General features: G+C 60.1%; 13 protein-coding genes. 4 read left to right on the top strand and 9 right to left on the bottom strand.

All coding sequences use genetic code 11. The features are described 5' to 3' along the window. Positions 1-283: 283 nt before the first annotated feature. Positions 284-748 (bottom strand): hypothetical protein, encoded by a 465-nt coding sequence (locus tag CUN63_RS03730; protein ID WP_129437298.1) that lies wholly within the window; start codon positions 746-748, stop codon positions 284-286. A 462-nt stretch (positions 749-1210) separates the two neighbouring features. Between CUN63_RS03730 and CUN63_RS03725 the strand changes: the two genes are divergently transcribed. Next, positions 1211-2146, top strand: coding sequence for a chemotaxis protein CheV (locus CUN63_RS03725; protein WP_046049189.1), 936 nt, complete (start codon positions 1211-1213; stop codon positions 2144-2146). A gap of 91 nt (positions 2147-2237) precedes the next feature. Further along, entirely contained in the window at positions 2238-3044 is an 807-nt protein-coding gene (locus CUN63_RS03720; RefSeq protein WP_129437296.1) for an MOSC domain-containing protein, read from the top strand. Between the two features lie 85 nt (positions 3045-3129). Here CUN63_RS03720 and CUN63_RS03715 read toward each other — a convergent pair whose 3' ends face one another. The 8 genes from CUN63_RS03715 to CUN63_RS03680 form a co-directional block, all read right to left on the bottom strand. Further along, positions 3130-3414: a pyrimidine/purine nucleoside phosphorylase gene (locus tag CUN63_RS03715; RefSeq protein WP_007940055.1), complete on the bottom strand. Its 285-nt coding sequence runs from the start codon at positions 3412-3414 to the stop codon at positions 3130-3132. Between the two features lie 69 nt (positions 3415-3483). Next, complete coding sequence (locus CUN63_RS03710; protein ID WP_129437294.1) at positions 3484-4026, bottom strand: exonuclease domain-containing protein; 543 nt, start codon at positions 4024-4026, stop codon at positions 3484-3486. A gap of 71 nt (positions 4027-4097) precedes the next feature. Then, positions 4098-6059, bottom strand: a complete 1962-nt coding sequence (locus CUN63_RS03705; protein WP_129437292.1) for an acetyl/propionyl/methylcrotonyl-CoA carboxylase subunit alpha — start codon at positions 6057-6059, stop codon at positions 4098-4100. Positions 6060-6190: 131 nt separating this feature from the next. Next, on the bottom strand, positions 6191-6988 hold the full coding sequence (locus CUN63_RS03700) for an enoyl-CoA hydratase/isomerase family protein (protein ID WP_129437290.1): 798 nt from the start codon (positions 6986-6988) through the stop codon (positions 6191-6193). Next, on the bottom strand, positions 6985-8142 hold the full coding sequence (gene atuD, locus CUN63_RS03695) for a citronellyl-CoA dehydrogenase (protein ID WP_129437289.1): 1158 nt from the start codon (positions 8140-8142) through the stop codon (positions 6985-6987). Before atuD ends, CUN63_RS03700 begins: the two co-directional genes overlap by 4 nt. 23 nt (positions 8143-8165) lie before the next feature. Next, positions 8166-9782, bottom strand: a complete 1617-nt coding sequence (gene atuC, locus CUN63_RS03690; protein ID WP_129437287.1) for a geranyl-CoA carboxylase subunit beta — start codon at positions 9780-9782, stop codon at positions 8166-8168. A 3-nt stretch (positions 9783-9785) separates the two neighbouring features. Then, positions 9786-10655: an SDR family oxidoreductase gene (locus CUN63_RS03685; protein ID WP_129437285.1), complete on the bottom strand. Its 870-nt coding sequence runs from the start codon at positions 10653-10655 to the stop codon at positions 9786-9788. Between the two features lie 12 nt (positions 10656-10667). After that, positions 10668-12458, bottom strand: coding sequence for an acyclic terpene utilization AtuA family protein (locus tag CUN63_RS03680; RefSeq protein ID WP_165353226.1), 1791 nt, complete (start codon positions 12456-12458; stop codon positions 10668-10670). A 190-nt stretch (positions 12459-12648) separates the two neighbouring features. On the opposite strand from CUN63_RS03680, the gene CUN63_RS03675 reads away from it, so the two are divergent. Beyond that, positions 12649-13275 carry a TetR/AcrR family transcriptional regulator gene (locus tag CUN63_RS03675; protein ID WP_129437281.1) on the top strand — a complete coding sequence of 209 codons (627 nt, stop codon included), beginning with the start codon at positions 12649-12651 and terminating at the stop codon, positions 13273-13275. A 92-nt stretch (positions 13276-13367) separates the two neighbouring features. Further along, positions 13368-14174, top strand: coding sequence for an ABC transporter substrate-binding protein (locus CUN63_RS03670; RefSeq protein ID WP_178082654.1), 807 nt, complete (start codon positions 13368-13370; stop codon positions 14172-14174). Positions 14175-14184 lie beyond the last annotated feature (10 nt).

Below are 14184 nucleotides of genomic sequence, written 5' to 3'. Positions count from 1 at the left end.
GAGTCACTCTGCCATTAATTGACGTCAACTAATGGGCGGCATAATACCACTTAAGATACCGTTGGTCGCGTTTGGTATATATGTCTGCCGAGTCAGGAAATAAGCGTTTGTGGACAGCAGTTCCATAATGGAAAAAGTTGGGTGGCAGGAAGGGTTTTATTTGTTTTGAGTTGTCGTTAGCAGGTATGGAATATTCAATTGCGACATGAGCCCGTTAAAGTTAGAGAGGCAGTCATGGCAATAAAAACTCGGAGCGCGGCACAGTGCTCCGATCCATTGAGGATTACCGTCCCAAAGAGGAAACGAGCGTGAACGGTTTGGAATTAGCGGGGGGCTGAAACTGACTTTGTCCGACCTGAAAGGCGAAGGCTTCGATCAGGGATGTCTGTTCGCTGTCATCAAGGCTGAGTTGGCCGGTCTTCTGATCGATAAGCTCAAGTTGCCAGGCGATCAACGTCAGGCAGTCTTTCAGCGCACTCAGGGCCTGGTCGTGTAAATCCATGTGATTCTGGGCATGGCTCAGCAAACCATGAATGTGCAACGAGAACTCGGAAACGGCTGCCAGAGCAAGGGCATCGGCCTTGTTGGCCAGTTTGAGCAGGGTGCTAAGCATGCAGTCGATGGCATCCTTGTCATTGCTGATCAGTTGCAAATGACTCAGGCATTCCTCGGTTTTAACCAGGAGTGTCTCTGCTTCGACGAGAAACTCCTGGAGCCGTTGAGCCCACTCTTTACGATCGTTCGGCATGCTTATCTCCACAACGTCATGTCAAATGAGGGGATGTCGTGTGTGTCGACGGGGACGATCAGAGTCCCCGCATTGCCATGCCGTCGTGAGATCGCGCGCCGGCCTGTCTGGCTGCAGGCTGGGGAACTCGATAGGGTGGATGGCCACTTACCTGCGATCGCACACAAAAGCCTGACTCCGTTCATGCAATGAGAATGGCGTCACATTAATGGCTATTGGATATTGCGAATATCAGGTTGGGCCTGACTGCTACTAGGGGAATCCCTTACACGGGGGAACCAGCCGAACGAAACGAGGTCTCGCGGCAGGCAATGATGCAGATGAAATCACCTGGCTAGTAAAGCATGATGTTAATGTGACATCAATGTTTGGTCGTGGCATTTTACAGGGGGGTCAAGGTCCGGCAAAAACAGCCGATAACCCCCTTTAGTGAATTCATCAGAACAAGCCCAGGAGTCATTGATGGCCGGCATTCTCGACACGGTAGACCAACGCACGCAACTGGTGGGTGAGAATCGCCTGGAAATTCTCATGTTTCGGCTGGCCGGACGGCAATTGTTCGCGATCAACGTCTTCAAAGTGCAGGAAGTGCTGCAACTGCCGAAGCTGACCCTGATGCCCCAGCGTCATCCGTTTGTCTGCGGCGTGGTTAATCTGCGTGGCCAGACCCTGCCGGTGATCGACCTGTCCCAGGCCATCGGTATGCGTCCGCTGGTGCCAAGCCCGACCAGTACGATCATCGTTACCGAGTACAACCGTTCGGTGCAGGCGTTCCTGGTCGGTGGTGTGGACCGTATCGTCAACATGAACTGGGAAGCCATTCTGCCGCCGCCGGCCAGCGCCGGTCGTCAGCATTACCTGACGGCCATCAGCAAGGTCGACGATCAGTTGGTGGAAATCATCGACGTCGAAAAAGTCCTGGCGGAAATCGTCCCGTACAACGCCAAGGTCTCGCGCGACAAACTCGACGATCCGGTTCTGGAACGTGCCCGTGGCCGTGAAGTGCTGCTGGTGGACGACTCTAACGTGGCGTTGTCGCAACTGCGTGACACCCTGGGTCAGCTGGGCGTGAAAATGCACATTGCCAGCGATGGCTTGAAGGCACTGAACATGCTCAAGGCCTGGGCCGATACCGGTGTAAACATGACCGACAAACTGTTGATGATCTTCACCGACGCGGAAATGCCGGAAATGGACGGCTATCGCCTGACCACGGAAATCCGCAACGACCCGCGTCTGCGTGGCCTTTATGTGGTGCTGCATACCTCGTTGTCCGGCAGCTTCAACGACTCGATGGTCAAGAAAGTAGGCTGCGACAACTTCCTCTCCAAATTCCAGCCGGACAAACTCGTCGACGTGGTGCGCCAGCGCTTGATGCTTGATGAAGTACCTGCCTGACACCCCCCGCAGAGGCTGATTTGACGTCAGCCTTTGATTCGGCGATCAAGCTCGTATAGGGTGGCGTTTTTTGCCCACCAGGGAGCTGGCCATGTTGCGTCTGAGCGCGCTTTATCGTTATCCGTTGAAATCCGGCAAGGGCGAGATCCTGCAGCAGGTCAGCCTCGACAAGCAGGGCCTGGACGGTGATCGACGCTGGATGCTGGTGGACGAGGCCAGCGGGCGCTTTCTGACCCAGCGTGCAGTGGCGCAGATGAGTCAGCTGTCGGCGTTGTGGAATGCCGACGGTGGCTTGACCCTCAATGCGCCGGGCCGCTCACCGATCGATATCGCCTTGCCTGCCAGCGACGCGGAACTGCGTGGCGTGACCATTTGGCGCGATACGTTGCGTGTGCCGGATGCCGGTGACGAGGCGGGTGCCTGGGTCAGTGAATTCATTGGCAAACCGACTCGCCTGGTGCAAGTCCCTCTTGATCGCGCACGGACCACTCAAGCCGGCTATGGCAAGGACGATGATCAGGTGGCCTTCGCCGACGGCTTTCCGCTGTTGCTGATCGGACAGGCATCGTTGGGAGACTTGTCGCAAAAAGTCGGCCGACCGCTGGAAATGCTGCGCTTTCGGCCCAACCTGGTGATCGAGGGCAGCGAGGCGTATGCCGAAGATGCCTGGAAGCGCATCCGCATCGGTGATGTCGAGTTCCGCGTGGTCAAGTCGTGTTCACGTTGCATTCTGACCACCATCGACCCGCAAACCGGCGAACGTAGCGAAGATCGCGAACCTCTGGCCACGTTGCAAAAATACCGTGCCGAGGTCGATGGTGCGATGTTCGGACAGAACCTGGTCAACGACAGCAATGGCCAACTTGAAGTCGGTATGCCGGTGACGGTTCTGGAATAAGACAATTTGAATGACTGCCGTTGAACAAAAAATGCCCGTGTCCAAGGACGCGGGCATTTTTTTGTCGCTGTGAAAACCCAGGTGTCTAGCCGCGGTATTCGCACAGGTAAGCGGTGTCGACGGCCACTTTCAGCTGGAACTTGCTGTTGGCAGGCACGTTGAACTGGCTGCCGGCGGCGAAGGTTTCCCAGTCGCTGCTGTCCGGCAGTTTGACGGTCAGGGCGCCGGACACCACGTGCATGATTTCACGCTGGCTGGTGCCGAATTCGTATTCGCCCGGTGCCATGACGCCGATGGTCGCAGGACCTTCAGCGGTGCCAAAGGCGATCGACTTGACGGTGCCGTCGAAGTACTCGTTGACTTTAAACATGGGCGATTCCTCGAAAAGGGCTGAAAAGGGCCGGCCAGTATGCACAAGGCCCATGCCGGCGTCACCTCTCTAAAGCGGAAGAACCAGTGGCAATAATCGTGCGGTATTGCGCGCATCTTCCAGCGCCCGATGTTGTTGGCCATTGAACTGCATGCCCGCCAGTTGCAGCGCGCCGTTAAGCCCCAGCGGGCGCTCCAATCGACGAGCCTTGGCAAAGCGCTGTTTGAGGTTCATGTGCGGCACTCGGCTCAGGGCGCTGTCGAGTTGCAGGTGCTCCCACTCCTGAACCAACTGTTTGCGATCGTAATCGCCCCAACTTGCCCAGCCTTCGAGGCGCGAGTGATGTTGGTCGAGCCAGTGCTCGAACGACGCCCAGACCTCGCTCAGAGGCTGCGCGGCGTCGATGTTGGCCTGGGTGATGTGGGTCAGTTGCCGGCAAAACGGCGTCAGCATGGGCCGACGCAGCGGCCGGACGAAACGCTGGAAAGCGTCCAGTTCGCGCCCCTTGCGGTCCACCAGGGTGGCGCCGATTTCGATGATTTCCATTTCCGTTACTGGCCAACCACCCTCATCGGTGGTGGCTTCTAGATCAATGACCAGCCAGTGAGGCATCGCAGGGTTCCTGGTATCCGCGTCCTGATAGGGCTTGAGCGTAGCCAAACCCGGCGGATCCGCCTAGCAGCTTATTCGACCTCCAACAAAATCTGACGATTTTTCACCTGATCACCGACCCTGACCTGCAAGCGTTTGAGCACGCCGTCGATGCCCGACTTGAGCGGATGCTCCATTTTCATGGCCTCCAGCACGACCAGCAACTGGCCTTTAATGACCGGGCTGCCTTCAGTCACCAGCACATCGACGATCGCCCCGTCCATCGGAGCCTTGAGGGTGCCGGTGCTGACGCTGGCCTGACTGCTGACCAAGGCCTGCGTCCGGTCCACAAGCCGCACACTGCCGGGACGGGTGAACAGCCAGAGTTGCCCGGCCTCGAGACGGTAAGCATGACGTCGCCGGATGCCGTTGATTTCCATATTGGCCCAGCGTCCGTCGCACTGGATGAACTTCAATTCAAAGGGCGTTGTGGCAACTTGAACCCGATACGGTTCACCCGGCACAGCGTTCAACTCCACTGGCCAATCCTGATCCTCAAGGCGGATTCGATAGAGCAACGGCACGCTGGCGTTATTGCGCCAACCGGCCAGTGGCACTTGATGAACCTGCGCCGAGGCCTGATAGAACAGCGCAGCAGCGATGGCCAGTTCTTCGGCGCTCGGCACATGCGCATGCAGGCAGGGATGCTCCGAAAAGTGTGCCGGGATGAACCCGGTGTTGAACTCGCCACTGATGAACTGCGGGTGTTCCAGCAGGGCGGCGAGCAAGCGCTGATTGCTTTGCACGCCGAGCAGCACGCTGTCCTGCACCGCCCGCAGCAACTTACGCCGGGCTTCTTCGCGGGTGGCGCCGTGGGCGATGATCTTGCCCAGCATCGGGTCATAAAACGGGCTGACTGTCTGGCCTTCGATCAGGCCATGATCGATCCGCACGCCGCGCTGCAACGCAGGCTCCCAGGCGGTGATGCGGCCGGTTTGTGGGAGAAAACCGTGTGCCGGATCTTCGGCGTACAAACGGACTTCCATGGCATGGCCGCTGAGCTGAACCTGCTCCTGTCGCAGGGGCAGAGGCAGTCCTTGGGCGACGTGCAACTGCCAGGCCACCAGATCGAGGCCGGTGATCAATTCGGTCACCGGGTGCTCCACCTGGAGTCGGGTGTTCATCTCCAGAAAGTAAAACTGCCCACGCGTATCCAGCAGGAACTCGACAGTGCCAGCGCCGACGTAATTCACTGCGCGACCTGCCTTCAGCGCCGCTTCACCCATGGCCTGACGCAACTCGGCGGTCATCACCGGGCAGGGCGCTTCTTCGATGACTTTTTGATGGCGACGCTGGATCGAACAGTCGCGCTCGCCAAGGTAGATCAGGTTGCCGTGCTGGTCGCCGAACAGTTGAACTTCGACGTGACGCGGGTCAATCAGCGCTTGCTCGAGAATCAGTTCGTCGCTGCCAAACCCATGCAGCGCTTCGGAGCGGGCGGTGCGCAGTTGCTCCAGCAAATCACTGGCCTCGTGCACCAGGCGCATGCCCCGCCCGCCACCGCCGGCACTGGCCTTGATCATCAGCGGATAGCCGATGCGTGCGGCTTCTCGGCTCAGGGTCGCGTCGTCCTGTTCTTCGCCCTGATAACCCTTGATGCACGGCACACCGGCATCGAGCATGGCGAGTTTCGACAGGCGTTTGCTGCCCATCAGTTCGATGGCTTCGGGGCTGGGACCGATGAAGGTGATGCCGGCATCCTGGCAGGCGCGGGCGAACCCGGCGTTTTCCGAGAGGAAGCCGTAGCCTGGATGGATCGCGTCAACGCCCGTGCGCCGGGCGGCGTCGAGAATGGCCGGGATATTCAGATAGGACTGCTGCACCGGGGCCGGGCCGACGTTAACGGCTTCGTCGGCCATCTGCACATGCAGCGCATCGGCGTCGGCATCGCTGAAGATTGCGACCGTGCGATAGCCCAGGGCCTGGGCGGTGCGCTGGATGCGGCAGGCGATTTCACCGCGGTTGGCGATCAGGATTTTGCTGAGTCCGGGCATGTTTTATTCCCATGGTTTTGCGGTGAATGTCAGGGCCTCATCGCGAGCAAGCTCGCTCCCACAGGGTTTTGTGAACGACACAGAACCAATGTGGGAGCGAGCTTGCTCCGGGCGGCGTTCCGACGATGCTTTTAAGGCGCCCAACCCGGTTTTCGTTTCTGCACGAAGGCCATGGTCCCCTCGACCCCTTCAGCCCCGGTCACCGCCTCGCTGAACCAGTCGGCCGCTTCATCCAGCAACGCACTCGATGGCTGTCCGGCACTCGCCAGCAACAGTTTTTTGGTCGTCGCATTGGCCTCCGGCGCGCAGCACAACACATGGGCCAGAATTTCATCGAGACGCTCGGCCAACGCTTGCGCGTCATGCTCGACAAAATGCACCAATCCCATGCGCCGTGCGTGTGTGCCATCGAAACGTGCCGCGGTCAGCGCCAGCCGGCGAGTCTGGGTCAGGCCGATTCGCTGGACCACGAACGGCGCGATTTGCGCTGGCAGCAGGCCGAGGCTGGTTTCCGGCAGACCGAATTGTGCCTGGTGATCGGCCAAGGCGACGTCGCTGACGCAGGCCAGACCCAAACCACCGCCGAGCACCGCGCCTTGCAGCACCGTGATCACCACTTGTGGCGCGTGTTGCACCTCTTGCAGCAACGCACCGAACGCGCGATTCAAGTCGCGATAGGCACTCGGGCCTTGAGCGCGTGCGTTGGCCATGTCCTTGATGTCGCCACCGGCGCAAAAATGCCCGCCCGCACCACCGATCACCAGCGCGCGAATGGCTCGGTCGTCACGCACCGCCGCCAGCACCGCGCGCAGCTCAGTGACCATCTGCAAGCTCATGGCGTTGCGGCTTTCCGGTCGGTTGAGGGTGATGTGCAGGACACCGTTATGCGGTTCGAGCAGCAAGGTCTGGCAAACAGGCAAGGAGCTCATTTCTTTTTCCCCGGCAGGATGCCCATGAGTTTGCAGATGATCCCCAGCATGATTTCGTCGGCCCCGCCGCCGATCGAGACCAGCCGCACGTCACGGTAAGCGCGGGCCACCGGGTTATCCCACATGAAGCCCATGCCGCCCCAGTATTGCAGGCAGCTGTCGCTGACTTCGCGGCCCAGACGCCCGGCCTTGAGTTTGGCCATCGACGCCAGACGGGTGACGTCCTGGCCTTTGATGTACTGCTCGGTGGCTTGATAGACCAACGCCCGCAGGCATTCGATTTCGGTTTGCAGTTCGGCCAGGCGGAAGTGGATGACCTGATTGTCGATCAGCGCATTGCCGAAGGTTTTACGTTCCTTGCAGTACTCGATGGTGCTGTCGACGCAGTACTCCAGGCCCTTGATCATGTTCGCCGCGCCGAACAGCCGTTCCTCCTGGAACTGCAGCATCTGCATCATGAACCCCGCGCCTTCATGGCCGATGCGGTTGCGTTGCGGCACGCGCACGTTGTCGAAAAACACCTGGGCGGTTTCCGAGCTGCGCATGCCGAGCTTGTCCAGGTGCGAGCTGAGGCTGATGCCCGGCGTGTTCATCGGCACCATGATCAGCGACTTGTTGATGTGCGGTTTGTCGTCCGAGGTGTTGGCCAGCAGGCAGATAAAATCGGCGCTTGGCGAGTTGGTGATCCACATCTTGCTGCCGTTGATCACGTAATCGTCGCCGTCCTTGCGGGCGGTGGTTTTCAAACCGGCCACGTCGGAACCGGCACCGACTTCGGAAACACCGATGCAGCCGACCTGCTCGCCAGTGATCGCCGGGCGAAGGAATTCTTCACGCAATTCATCGGAGCCGAAACGCGCCAGCGCCGGGGTGCACATGTCGGTCTGCACGCCGATGGACATCGGAATGCCGCCGCAGTGGATGGTGCCGAACTCTTCCGCCGCGACGATGGAATAGCTGTAGTCCAATCCCATGCCGCCAAACTTTTCCGGTTTGGAAATCCCCAGCAGGCCGAGGTCGCCGGCCTTGCGGAAGATCTCGTGGATAGGAAAGCGCCCAGCCTTTTCCCATGCCTCGACGTGCGGATTGATTTCGTGCTCGACGAATTGGCGGACGGTGCGGCGCAGTGCTTCGTGTTCCTGGGTGAAGATCATTTTTATTGTTCTCCTTATCGTCCTTAGAAGCGGGCTACACCAAAGCTGTTGGATTGCAGCGGCCGCACTTCAGCCTCATGACAGATATCCAGCAAGTACCCGAGCAAGGTCCGGGTATCCCGAGGATCAATCAACCCGTCGTCCCACAAGCTGGCACTGCCATAGAGCGCGGTGGACTGGCTGTCGAGTTTCTGCGCGGTGACCTGTTCCAGCATGTCGAGCATTTTCGGGTCGGGCACCAGGCCGTCCTTGGCCTGTTTGGCCTCGGTGACGATCCTCAGCACTTTGCCGGCCTGAGCGCCGCCCATCACCGCCGTGCGGCTGTTGGGCCAAGCGAAAATGAAGCGCGGGTCGAGGCCGCGGCCGCACATCGCGTAGTTGCCGGCGCCGTAGGAGCCACCGACGACGATGGTCAGTTTAGGCACCCGGGCATTGGCCACCGCTTGAATCATTTTCGCGCCGTGTTTGATCACGCCTTGCTGCTCCGACTCGGTGCCGACCATGAATCCTGTGGTGTTGTGGAAGAACAGCAACGGGGTCTTGCTCTGGTCACAGAGCTGAATGAACTGCGCCGCCTTGCTCGCACCCTTGGGCGTGATCGGTCCATTGTTGCCAATGAACCCGCAGGCGCGACCTTGAATCTGCAAATGGCCGCAGACGGTTTGCTGATCGAACTCACCCTTGAATTCGAGAAAGTTCGAGCCGTCGGCAATCCGCGCGATGATTTCGCGCACGTCGTAAGGTTTTTTCGCGTCGTCAGGAATCAGCCCGAGCAACTCGTCGATGGGGTAGAGCGGTTCTTCCCACCGACGTTCGGGTATCCAGGGCAACTGATCATTCCACGGCAACAGGCTGATAATCTCGCGCACCTGCCGCACGCCATCGGCATCGTTCTCGGCCAGGTATTCAGCGGTGCCGGCGATTTGCGCATGCATCTCGGCGCCACCCAGCGCTTCATCGGTGGCGACTTCGCCGGTGGCAGCCTTGAGCAGCGGCGGACCGGCCAGAAACAGCTTGGCCTTGCCACGCACCACCACCACGTAGTCCGATAATCCTGGCTGATAGGCGCCGCCCGCCGTGGCCGAGCCATGGACTACGGTGATTTGCGGCAGGCCCATGGCCGACATCCGCGCCTGATTGGCAAAGCTGCGGGCGCCTTCGACGAAAATCTCCGCCGCGTAATTGAGGTTGGCGCCACCGCTTTCGGCCAGGGTAATGACCGGCAGTTTGTTCTCCATGGCGATCTGTTGCAGGCGCAGGGATTTTTTCAAACCGCTGGGGGAAATGGTCCCGCCCTTGATCGCACTGTTGTTCGCCACCACCAGCACCCGCACGCCAGACACATAGCCGATCCCGGCGATCAAACCGCCGCCAGCCGAACTGCCGTCCTTGTCGTCATGCAGTTTGTAGCCCGCCAGGCTCGCCAGTTCGAGGAACGGTGCGCCAGGGTCCAGCAGCAGGTTGAGGCGTTCCCGGGGCAACAATTGCCCGCGCTTGTCGAACCGGGGTTTGGCTTCGGCCGCCTTGTTCAGCAGGGTCTGTTCGAGCTGGCGGACCTGTTCGATGCCGACCAGCATCGCCGCGCGATTGCGGGTGAACTGTTCGCTGAACGGGTCCACTTGCGACTGAATCACCGGCATGACTTATTCCTTGTCCTTGAGCACGTCGGGAAGGTAGGCGCGGTGAAAACCGTTGAACGACTCGCTGATCTGCGCCTTGTGTATCGGCCAGGCGCGCCCGCCCAGGCTGGCGGCGCCATCGATGCGCAAAGTGCTGCCACTGACAAATGCCGCGGCCGGGCTGAGCAGGAAAACGATCGCCGCGCTGACTTCCGATTCGGTGCCGATGCGTTTCAGTGGCACGTGCTCGCGCAAGGTCGGAATCACCGCCTTGAACGCGCCTTCGTAGGTGTCCATGCCACTGGACGCGATCCAGCCCGGCGCCACGGCGTTGACCCGCACCCCGGCATAACCCCATTCGAACGCGGCGGTCTTGGTGAGGTTGTCCATGCCTGAACGCGCCGCGCCCGAGTGGCCCATGCCGGGCATGCCGCCCCACATGTCGGCGAGCATGTTGACGATGGCGCCGCCGTGCGTGCTCATGGACTGGTTGAACACTTCCCGGGCCATCAGGAAGCCGCCCATCAGGTTGGTGCGCAACACCGTGTCGAAGCCTTTTTGATTGATCGACGCCAGCGGGGACGGGTACTGCCCGCCGGCATTATTGACCAGACCGTGAATCGGTCCGTGCTTGCGGATTAATTCGCTGACCACATGCTTGACGGCTTCTTCCTCACGAATATCGCAGACCATCCAGTCAGCCTTGCCGCCATCTTCGGTAATCTCGGCCGTGACGTTTTTCAGCTTGTCGGCCTTGCGCCCGAGCAGCAGCACATGGGCGCCGAGGGCCGCCAGTTCGTGCGCGGTGCAACGGCCGATGCCGCTGCCACCACCGGTGACGATGATGTTTTGGCCTGCAAACAAATCGGCTTTGAAAATCGAATCGTATGCCATGGCGACAGTCCTCTAGTTGACTCGGTCAGCGATGCGCTGAGGCACCGGTATCTGGATTTCCAGCAGTTGCTGGGCGAAGGCTTTGCCTTGCGGATCGATCCGCAGGCTGGCCACGCCACCGCCTCCCAGGGCGTTTTCCAGCAGAAAATTAAGGCTGTGGGTGCCCGGCAGGTACCAGCGTTCGACACGTCCGTGGATCGGATCGAGGACATGACTCATCCAGTCGACGATCACTTCCGGCGTCAAGGTTTCGGCAATCCACGGCAGGTACTCCGGCTCGCGAGCCATGACGCCGATGTTGCTGTGGTTGCCCTTGTCACCGGAGCGCGCCACAGCGAGTTTGACCAGGGCCACGCTGGCATCGGCCCGGCCTGAGGGTTTCGGTGAGGCGCACGCCACGGGCAGGTCGGCGGTGTCGAGCACATCAACGGCAGGCAGGGCGCAGGGATGGCGCTGGCCCTTGAGATCAATTTCCAGCGTGCAGGCGGTTTTGTCGATAAGGAACGAGAACAGCCGGATCAGCGGATACACCGTCGGCCGTCCACCGACAATCCCGGTCAGTCCCGGCGCCATGCCGGTGGCGGCCTGGGCGATTTCACGGGAGAACACAATCAACGCCTGTTTACCCGGATGGCGCACCGCGAGTTTGATCACCACTTCGCGGCTGTCCTGACGCTGACCGTGGGGGCCGTAAGTGGCCTCGCTGCCGAGGAGTTCGATGTTCACTTCGCTGTAGGGTGGCCAACCGCGCTGGCTGAAGATTTCCGACGTCTTGTTGATGATGGCTTCGCTGACCCGACGCGCCTTGTCGACCGCATCGATCCCGGCGATCAGGCAACTGGCGGTACAGCGGAAACCGTCCGGGTACGTCGCGCTGACCTTGTACTGATCGGTCGGCGGCAAGCCTTTTGCGCCATGCACCTGGACCGCGTTTTTGCCTTGTTGCACGAGTTTGACTTCAGTGAAATCGCAGACCACGTCGGGCAGCAGATACGCCTGCGGGTTACCGATTTCATACAGCATCTGCTCGCCGACCGTCAGGGGTGTGACCAGCCCGCCGGAGCCTTCGGGTTTGCTGACGATGAACTGGCTGTCGGCGCTGACTTCGACGATGGGGAAGCCGATGTGTTCGTAGTCGGGCACCTCGCGCCAATCGGTGAAGTTGCCGCCGGTGCACTGGGCGCCGCATTCGATGATGTGCCCGGCCAATGCGGCCTGGGCGAGTTTGTCGTAGTCGTGCCACGACCAGCCGAACTCATGCACCAGCGCGGCGCTGACCACGACGCTGTCCACCACGCGTCCGGTGATGACGATGTCGGCGCCCAGACGCAGGGCCTCGACGATGCCCGGTGCTCCGAGGTAGGCGTTGGTCGAGACGCACATCGGCGGCAAGGGCGCGCCGCTGAACATTTCATGGATTCCTTTGCTGCCCAGCTGTTTGAGCTGCGGCTGCAGGTCATCGCCCAGCAGCACGGCGATTTTCAGCGTTACCCCGACCTTGTCGCAGGCCGCTTGCAGGGCGGCGGCGCAGGCTTGCGGGTTGACCCCGCCGGCGTTGCTGATGACGCGGATTTTCTGTTGGGCCAGTTGACCCAACAGCGGGCTGAGGACTTCGATGAAGTCGCTGGCGTAACCGGCCTCGGGATCTTTCATGCGCGCGCCGGCCATGATCGACATCGTAATCTCGGCCAGATAATCGAAGACCAGGTAGTCCAGACGCCCGCCTTCGACGAGTTGCGCGGCAGCGGTCGAGGTGTCGCCCCAGAAGGCGCTGGCGCAACCGATGCGGATTGTTTTTGGCACAGTCAACTCCATAACCACCCCCGACAGAAGTACATCGAGACTACCAAGCAAGCGCTTGGTTTGTAAACGGCTGAAATATCTTCTGCCCGAGCGCTTGCTTGGTCGCGCCGGCCAGCTTAAATTGCCCGCGCAACCCCGCAGTTTTAGCGGTGAGCGGCGTATTTGATTGATCGACTGTAGGAGAGAACGGGTGGACGAGCAAAAAGCCCTGAGGGTGATGCGCGAATTGGTCGATAGCGGCCAATTGACCGACCCGGACAGCGCCCGCGGAAAACTGCTGCAAGTGGCGGCTCACCTGTTCCGCAACAAAGGTTACGAACGCACCACCGTGCGCGATCTGGCCGGCGCCGTGGGGATTCAGTCAGGCAGTATTTTTCATCACTTCAAAAGCAAGGACGAGATCCTGCGGGCGGTGATGGAGGAAACCATTCGTTACAACACTGCGTTGATGCGTGCAGCCCTGGCAGAAGCCGGCAGTGTGCGCGAGCGGGTACTGGCGCTGATTCGTTGTGAATTGCAGTCGATCATGGGCGGCAGCGGCGAGGCCATGGCGGTGTTGGTGTATGAATGGCGCTCGCTGTCCGAAGACGGGCAGGCGCAGGTGCTGGCGCTGCGCGATATTTATGAAGAACTCTGGCTTCAGGTGCTGGGCGAGGCCAAGGAGGCCGGTTTTATTCGCGGGGATGTGTTCATCACCCGCCGTTTTCTGACCGGTGCGTTGTCCTGGACCACCACCTGGTATCGCCCCAGCGGCAGCATGAGCCTCGATCAATTGGCCGATGAGGCGTTGATTCTGGTGCTGGAAGAGAAGCAATAAGTTTATTCAGGTCGCAGGAAACTGGCTAAGTGGCCGAAACCGCCTAGCTTGAATGCATTGAAGTGTATTTTTTTGGGGAGTGGGTTGTTTTGATGTCTTCGCCAATTCGGACGGCTTCGCGGCTTTTGCTGGCGACGCTTGCAGCGTTATGCGTGGTTCCGTCCCAGGCCGCACAGCTGGTGCGGGTCGGTGCCGCACATTTCCCCCCCTATACCGTGCGCCCGGAATCCGGTGCCGACACCGGTTTGCTGCCGCAGCTGGTCGAGGCGCTCAATGCCTTGCAGAGCGGCTATCAGTTTGTGTTGGTGCCCACTTCCATTCCCCGGCGTTTTGGTGACTTCAAGCAAGGCCGGGTGGACATGGCGATTTTCGAGAACCCGGACTGGGGCTGGAAGGACATCCCGCACACCACTGTCGACATGGGACTGGAAGACGCCGAGATTTTTGTCGCGCAACGCCAACCCGATGGCCAGCCGGTTCGTCAGCAGAATTATTTTGCCGACCTCGCCGGCAAGCGTCTGGCGCTGTTCAGCGGCTATCACTACGAGTTCGCCAACTTCAATGCCGATCCAAAATTCCTCGCGCAAAACTACAACGCCACGCTGACGTATTCCCATGACAGTAACCTGCTGATGGTGCTGCGTGGGCGTGCCGACGTTGCCCTGGTGACGCGCTCGTACCTCAGCGATTACCTGCTGCGCAACGAGAAAGTCGCCAATCAACTGCTGGTGTCCCAACGTATCGATCAGGTTTATCACCACTACGCCATCCTCAGTCCGGCCGCACCCATCAGTGGTGAGGCGTTCGGCAAGTTGCTGCAAGGGTTGCGGGACAATGGCGAAATGCTGAAGATTTTCGATCCCTACAAGATCGCCGTGGTGCCGGTCCCGGGTACCTGAGATCGCACCA

It is taken from the genome of Pseudomonas sp. ACM7 (genome assembly GCF_004136015.1).
Taxonomy (GTDB): domain Bacteria; phylum Pseudomonadota; class Gammaproteobacteria; order Pseudomonadales; family Pseudomonadaceae; genus Aquipseudomonas; species Aquipseudomonas frigoris.
This window is presented reverse-complemented; position numbering and strand designations above follow the sequence as displayed.

Excerpts from the sequence above, each read along its gene's own strand:
- CUN63_RS03730 (WP_129437298.1), bottom strand. The coding sequence starts at position 748 with ATGCCGAACGATCGTAAAGAGTGGGCTCAACGGCTCCAGGAGTTTCTC.
- CUN63_RS03725 (WP_046049189.1), top strand. The coding sequence starts at position 1,211 with ATGGCCGGCATTCTCGACACGGTAGACCAACGCACGCAACTGGTGGGT.
- CUN63_RS03720 (WP_129437296.1), top strand. The coding sequence starts at position 2,238 with ATGTTGCGTCTGAGCGCGCTTTATCGTTATCCGTTGAAATCCGGCAAG.
- CUN63_RS03715 (WP_007940055.1), bottom strand. The coding sequence starts at position 3,414 with ATGTTTAAAGTCAACGAGTACTTCGACGGCACCGTCAAGTCGATCGCC.
- CUN63_RS03710 (WP_129437294.1), bottom strand. The coding sequence starts at position 4,026 with ATGCCTCACTGGCTGGTCATTGATCTAGAAGCCACCACCGATGAGGGT.
- CUN63_RS03705 (WP_129437292.1), bottom strand. The coding sequence starts at position 6,059 with ATGCCCGGACTCAGCAAAATCCTGATCGCCAACCGCGGTGAAATCGCC.
- CUN63_RS03700 (WP_129437290.1), bottom strand. The coding sequence starts at position 6,988 with ATGAGCTCCTTGCCTGTTTGCCAGACCTTGCTGCTCGAACCGCATAAC.
- atuD (WP_129437289.1), bottom strand. The coding sequence starts at position 8,142 with ATGATCTTCACCCAGGAACACGAAGCACTGCGCCGCACCGTCCGCCAA.
- atuC (WP_129437287.1), bottom strand. The coding sequence starts at position 9,782 with ATGCCGGTGATTCAGTCGCAAGTGGACCCGTTCAGCGAACAGTTCACC.
- CUN63_RS03685 (WP_129437285.1), bottom strand. The coding sequence starts at position 10,655 with ATGGCATACGATTCGATTTTCAAAGCCGATTTGTTTGCAGGCCAAAAC.
- CUN63_RS03670 (WP_178082654.1), top strand. The coding sequence starts at position 13,368 with ATGTCTTCGCCAATTCGGACGGCTTCGCGGCTTTTGCTGGCGACGCTT.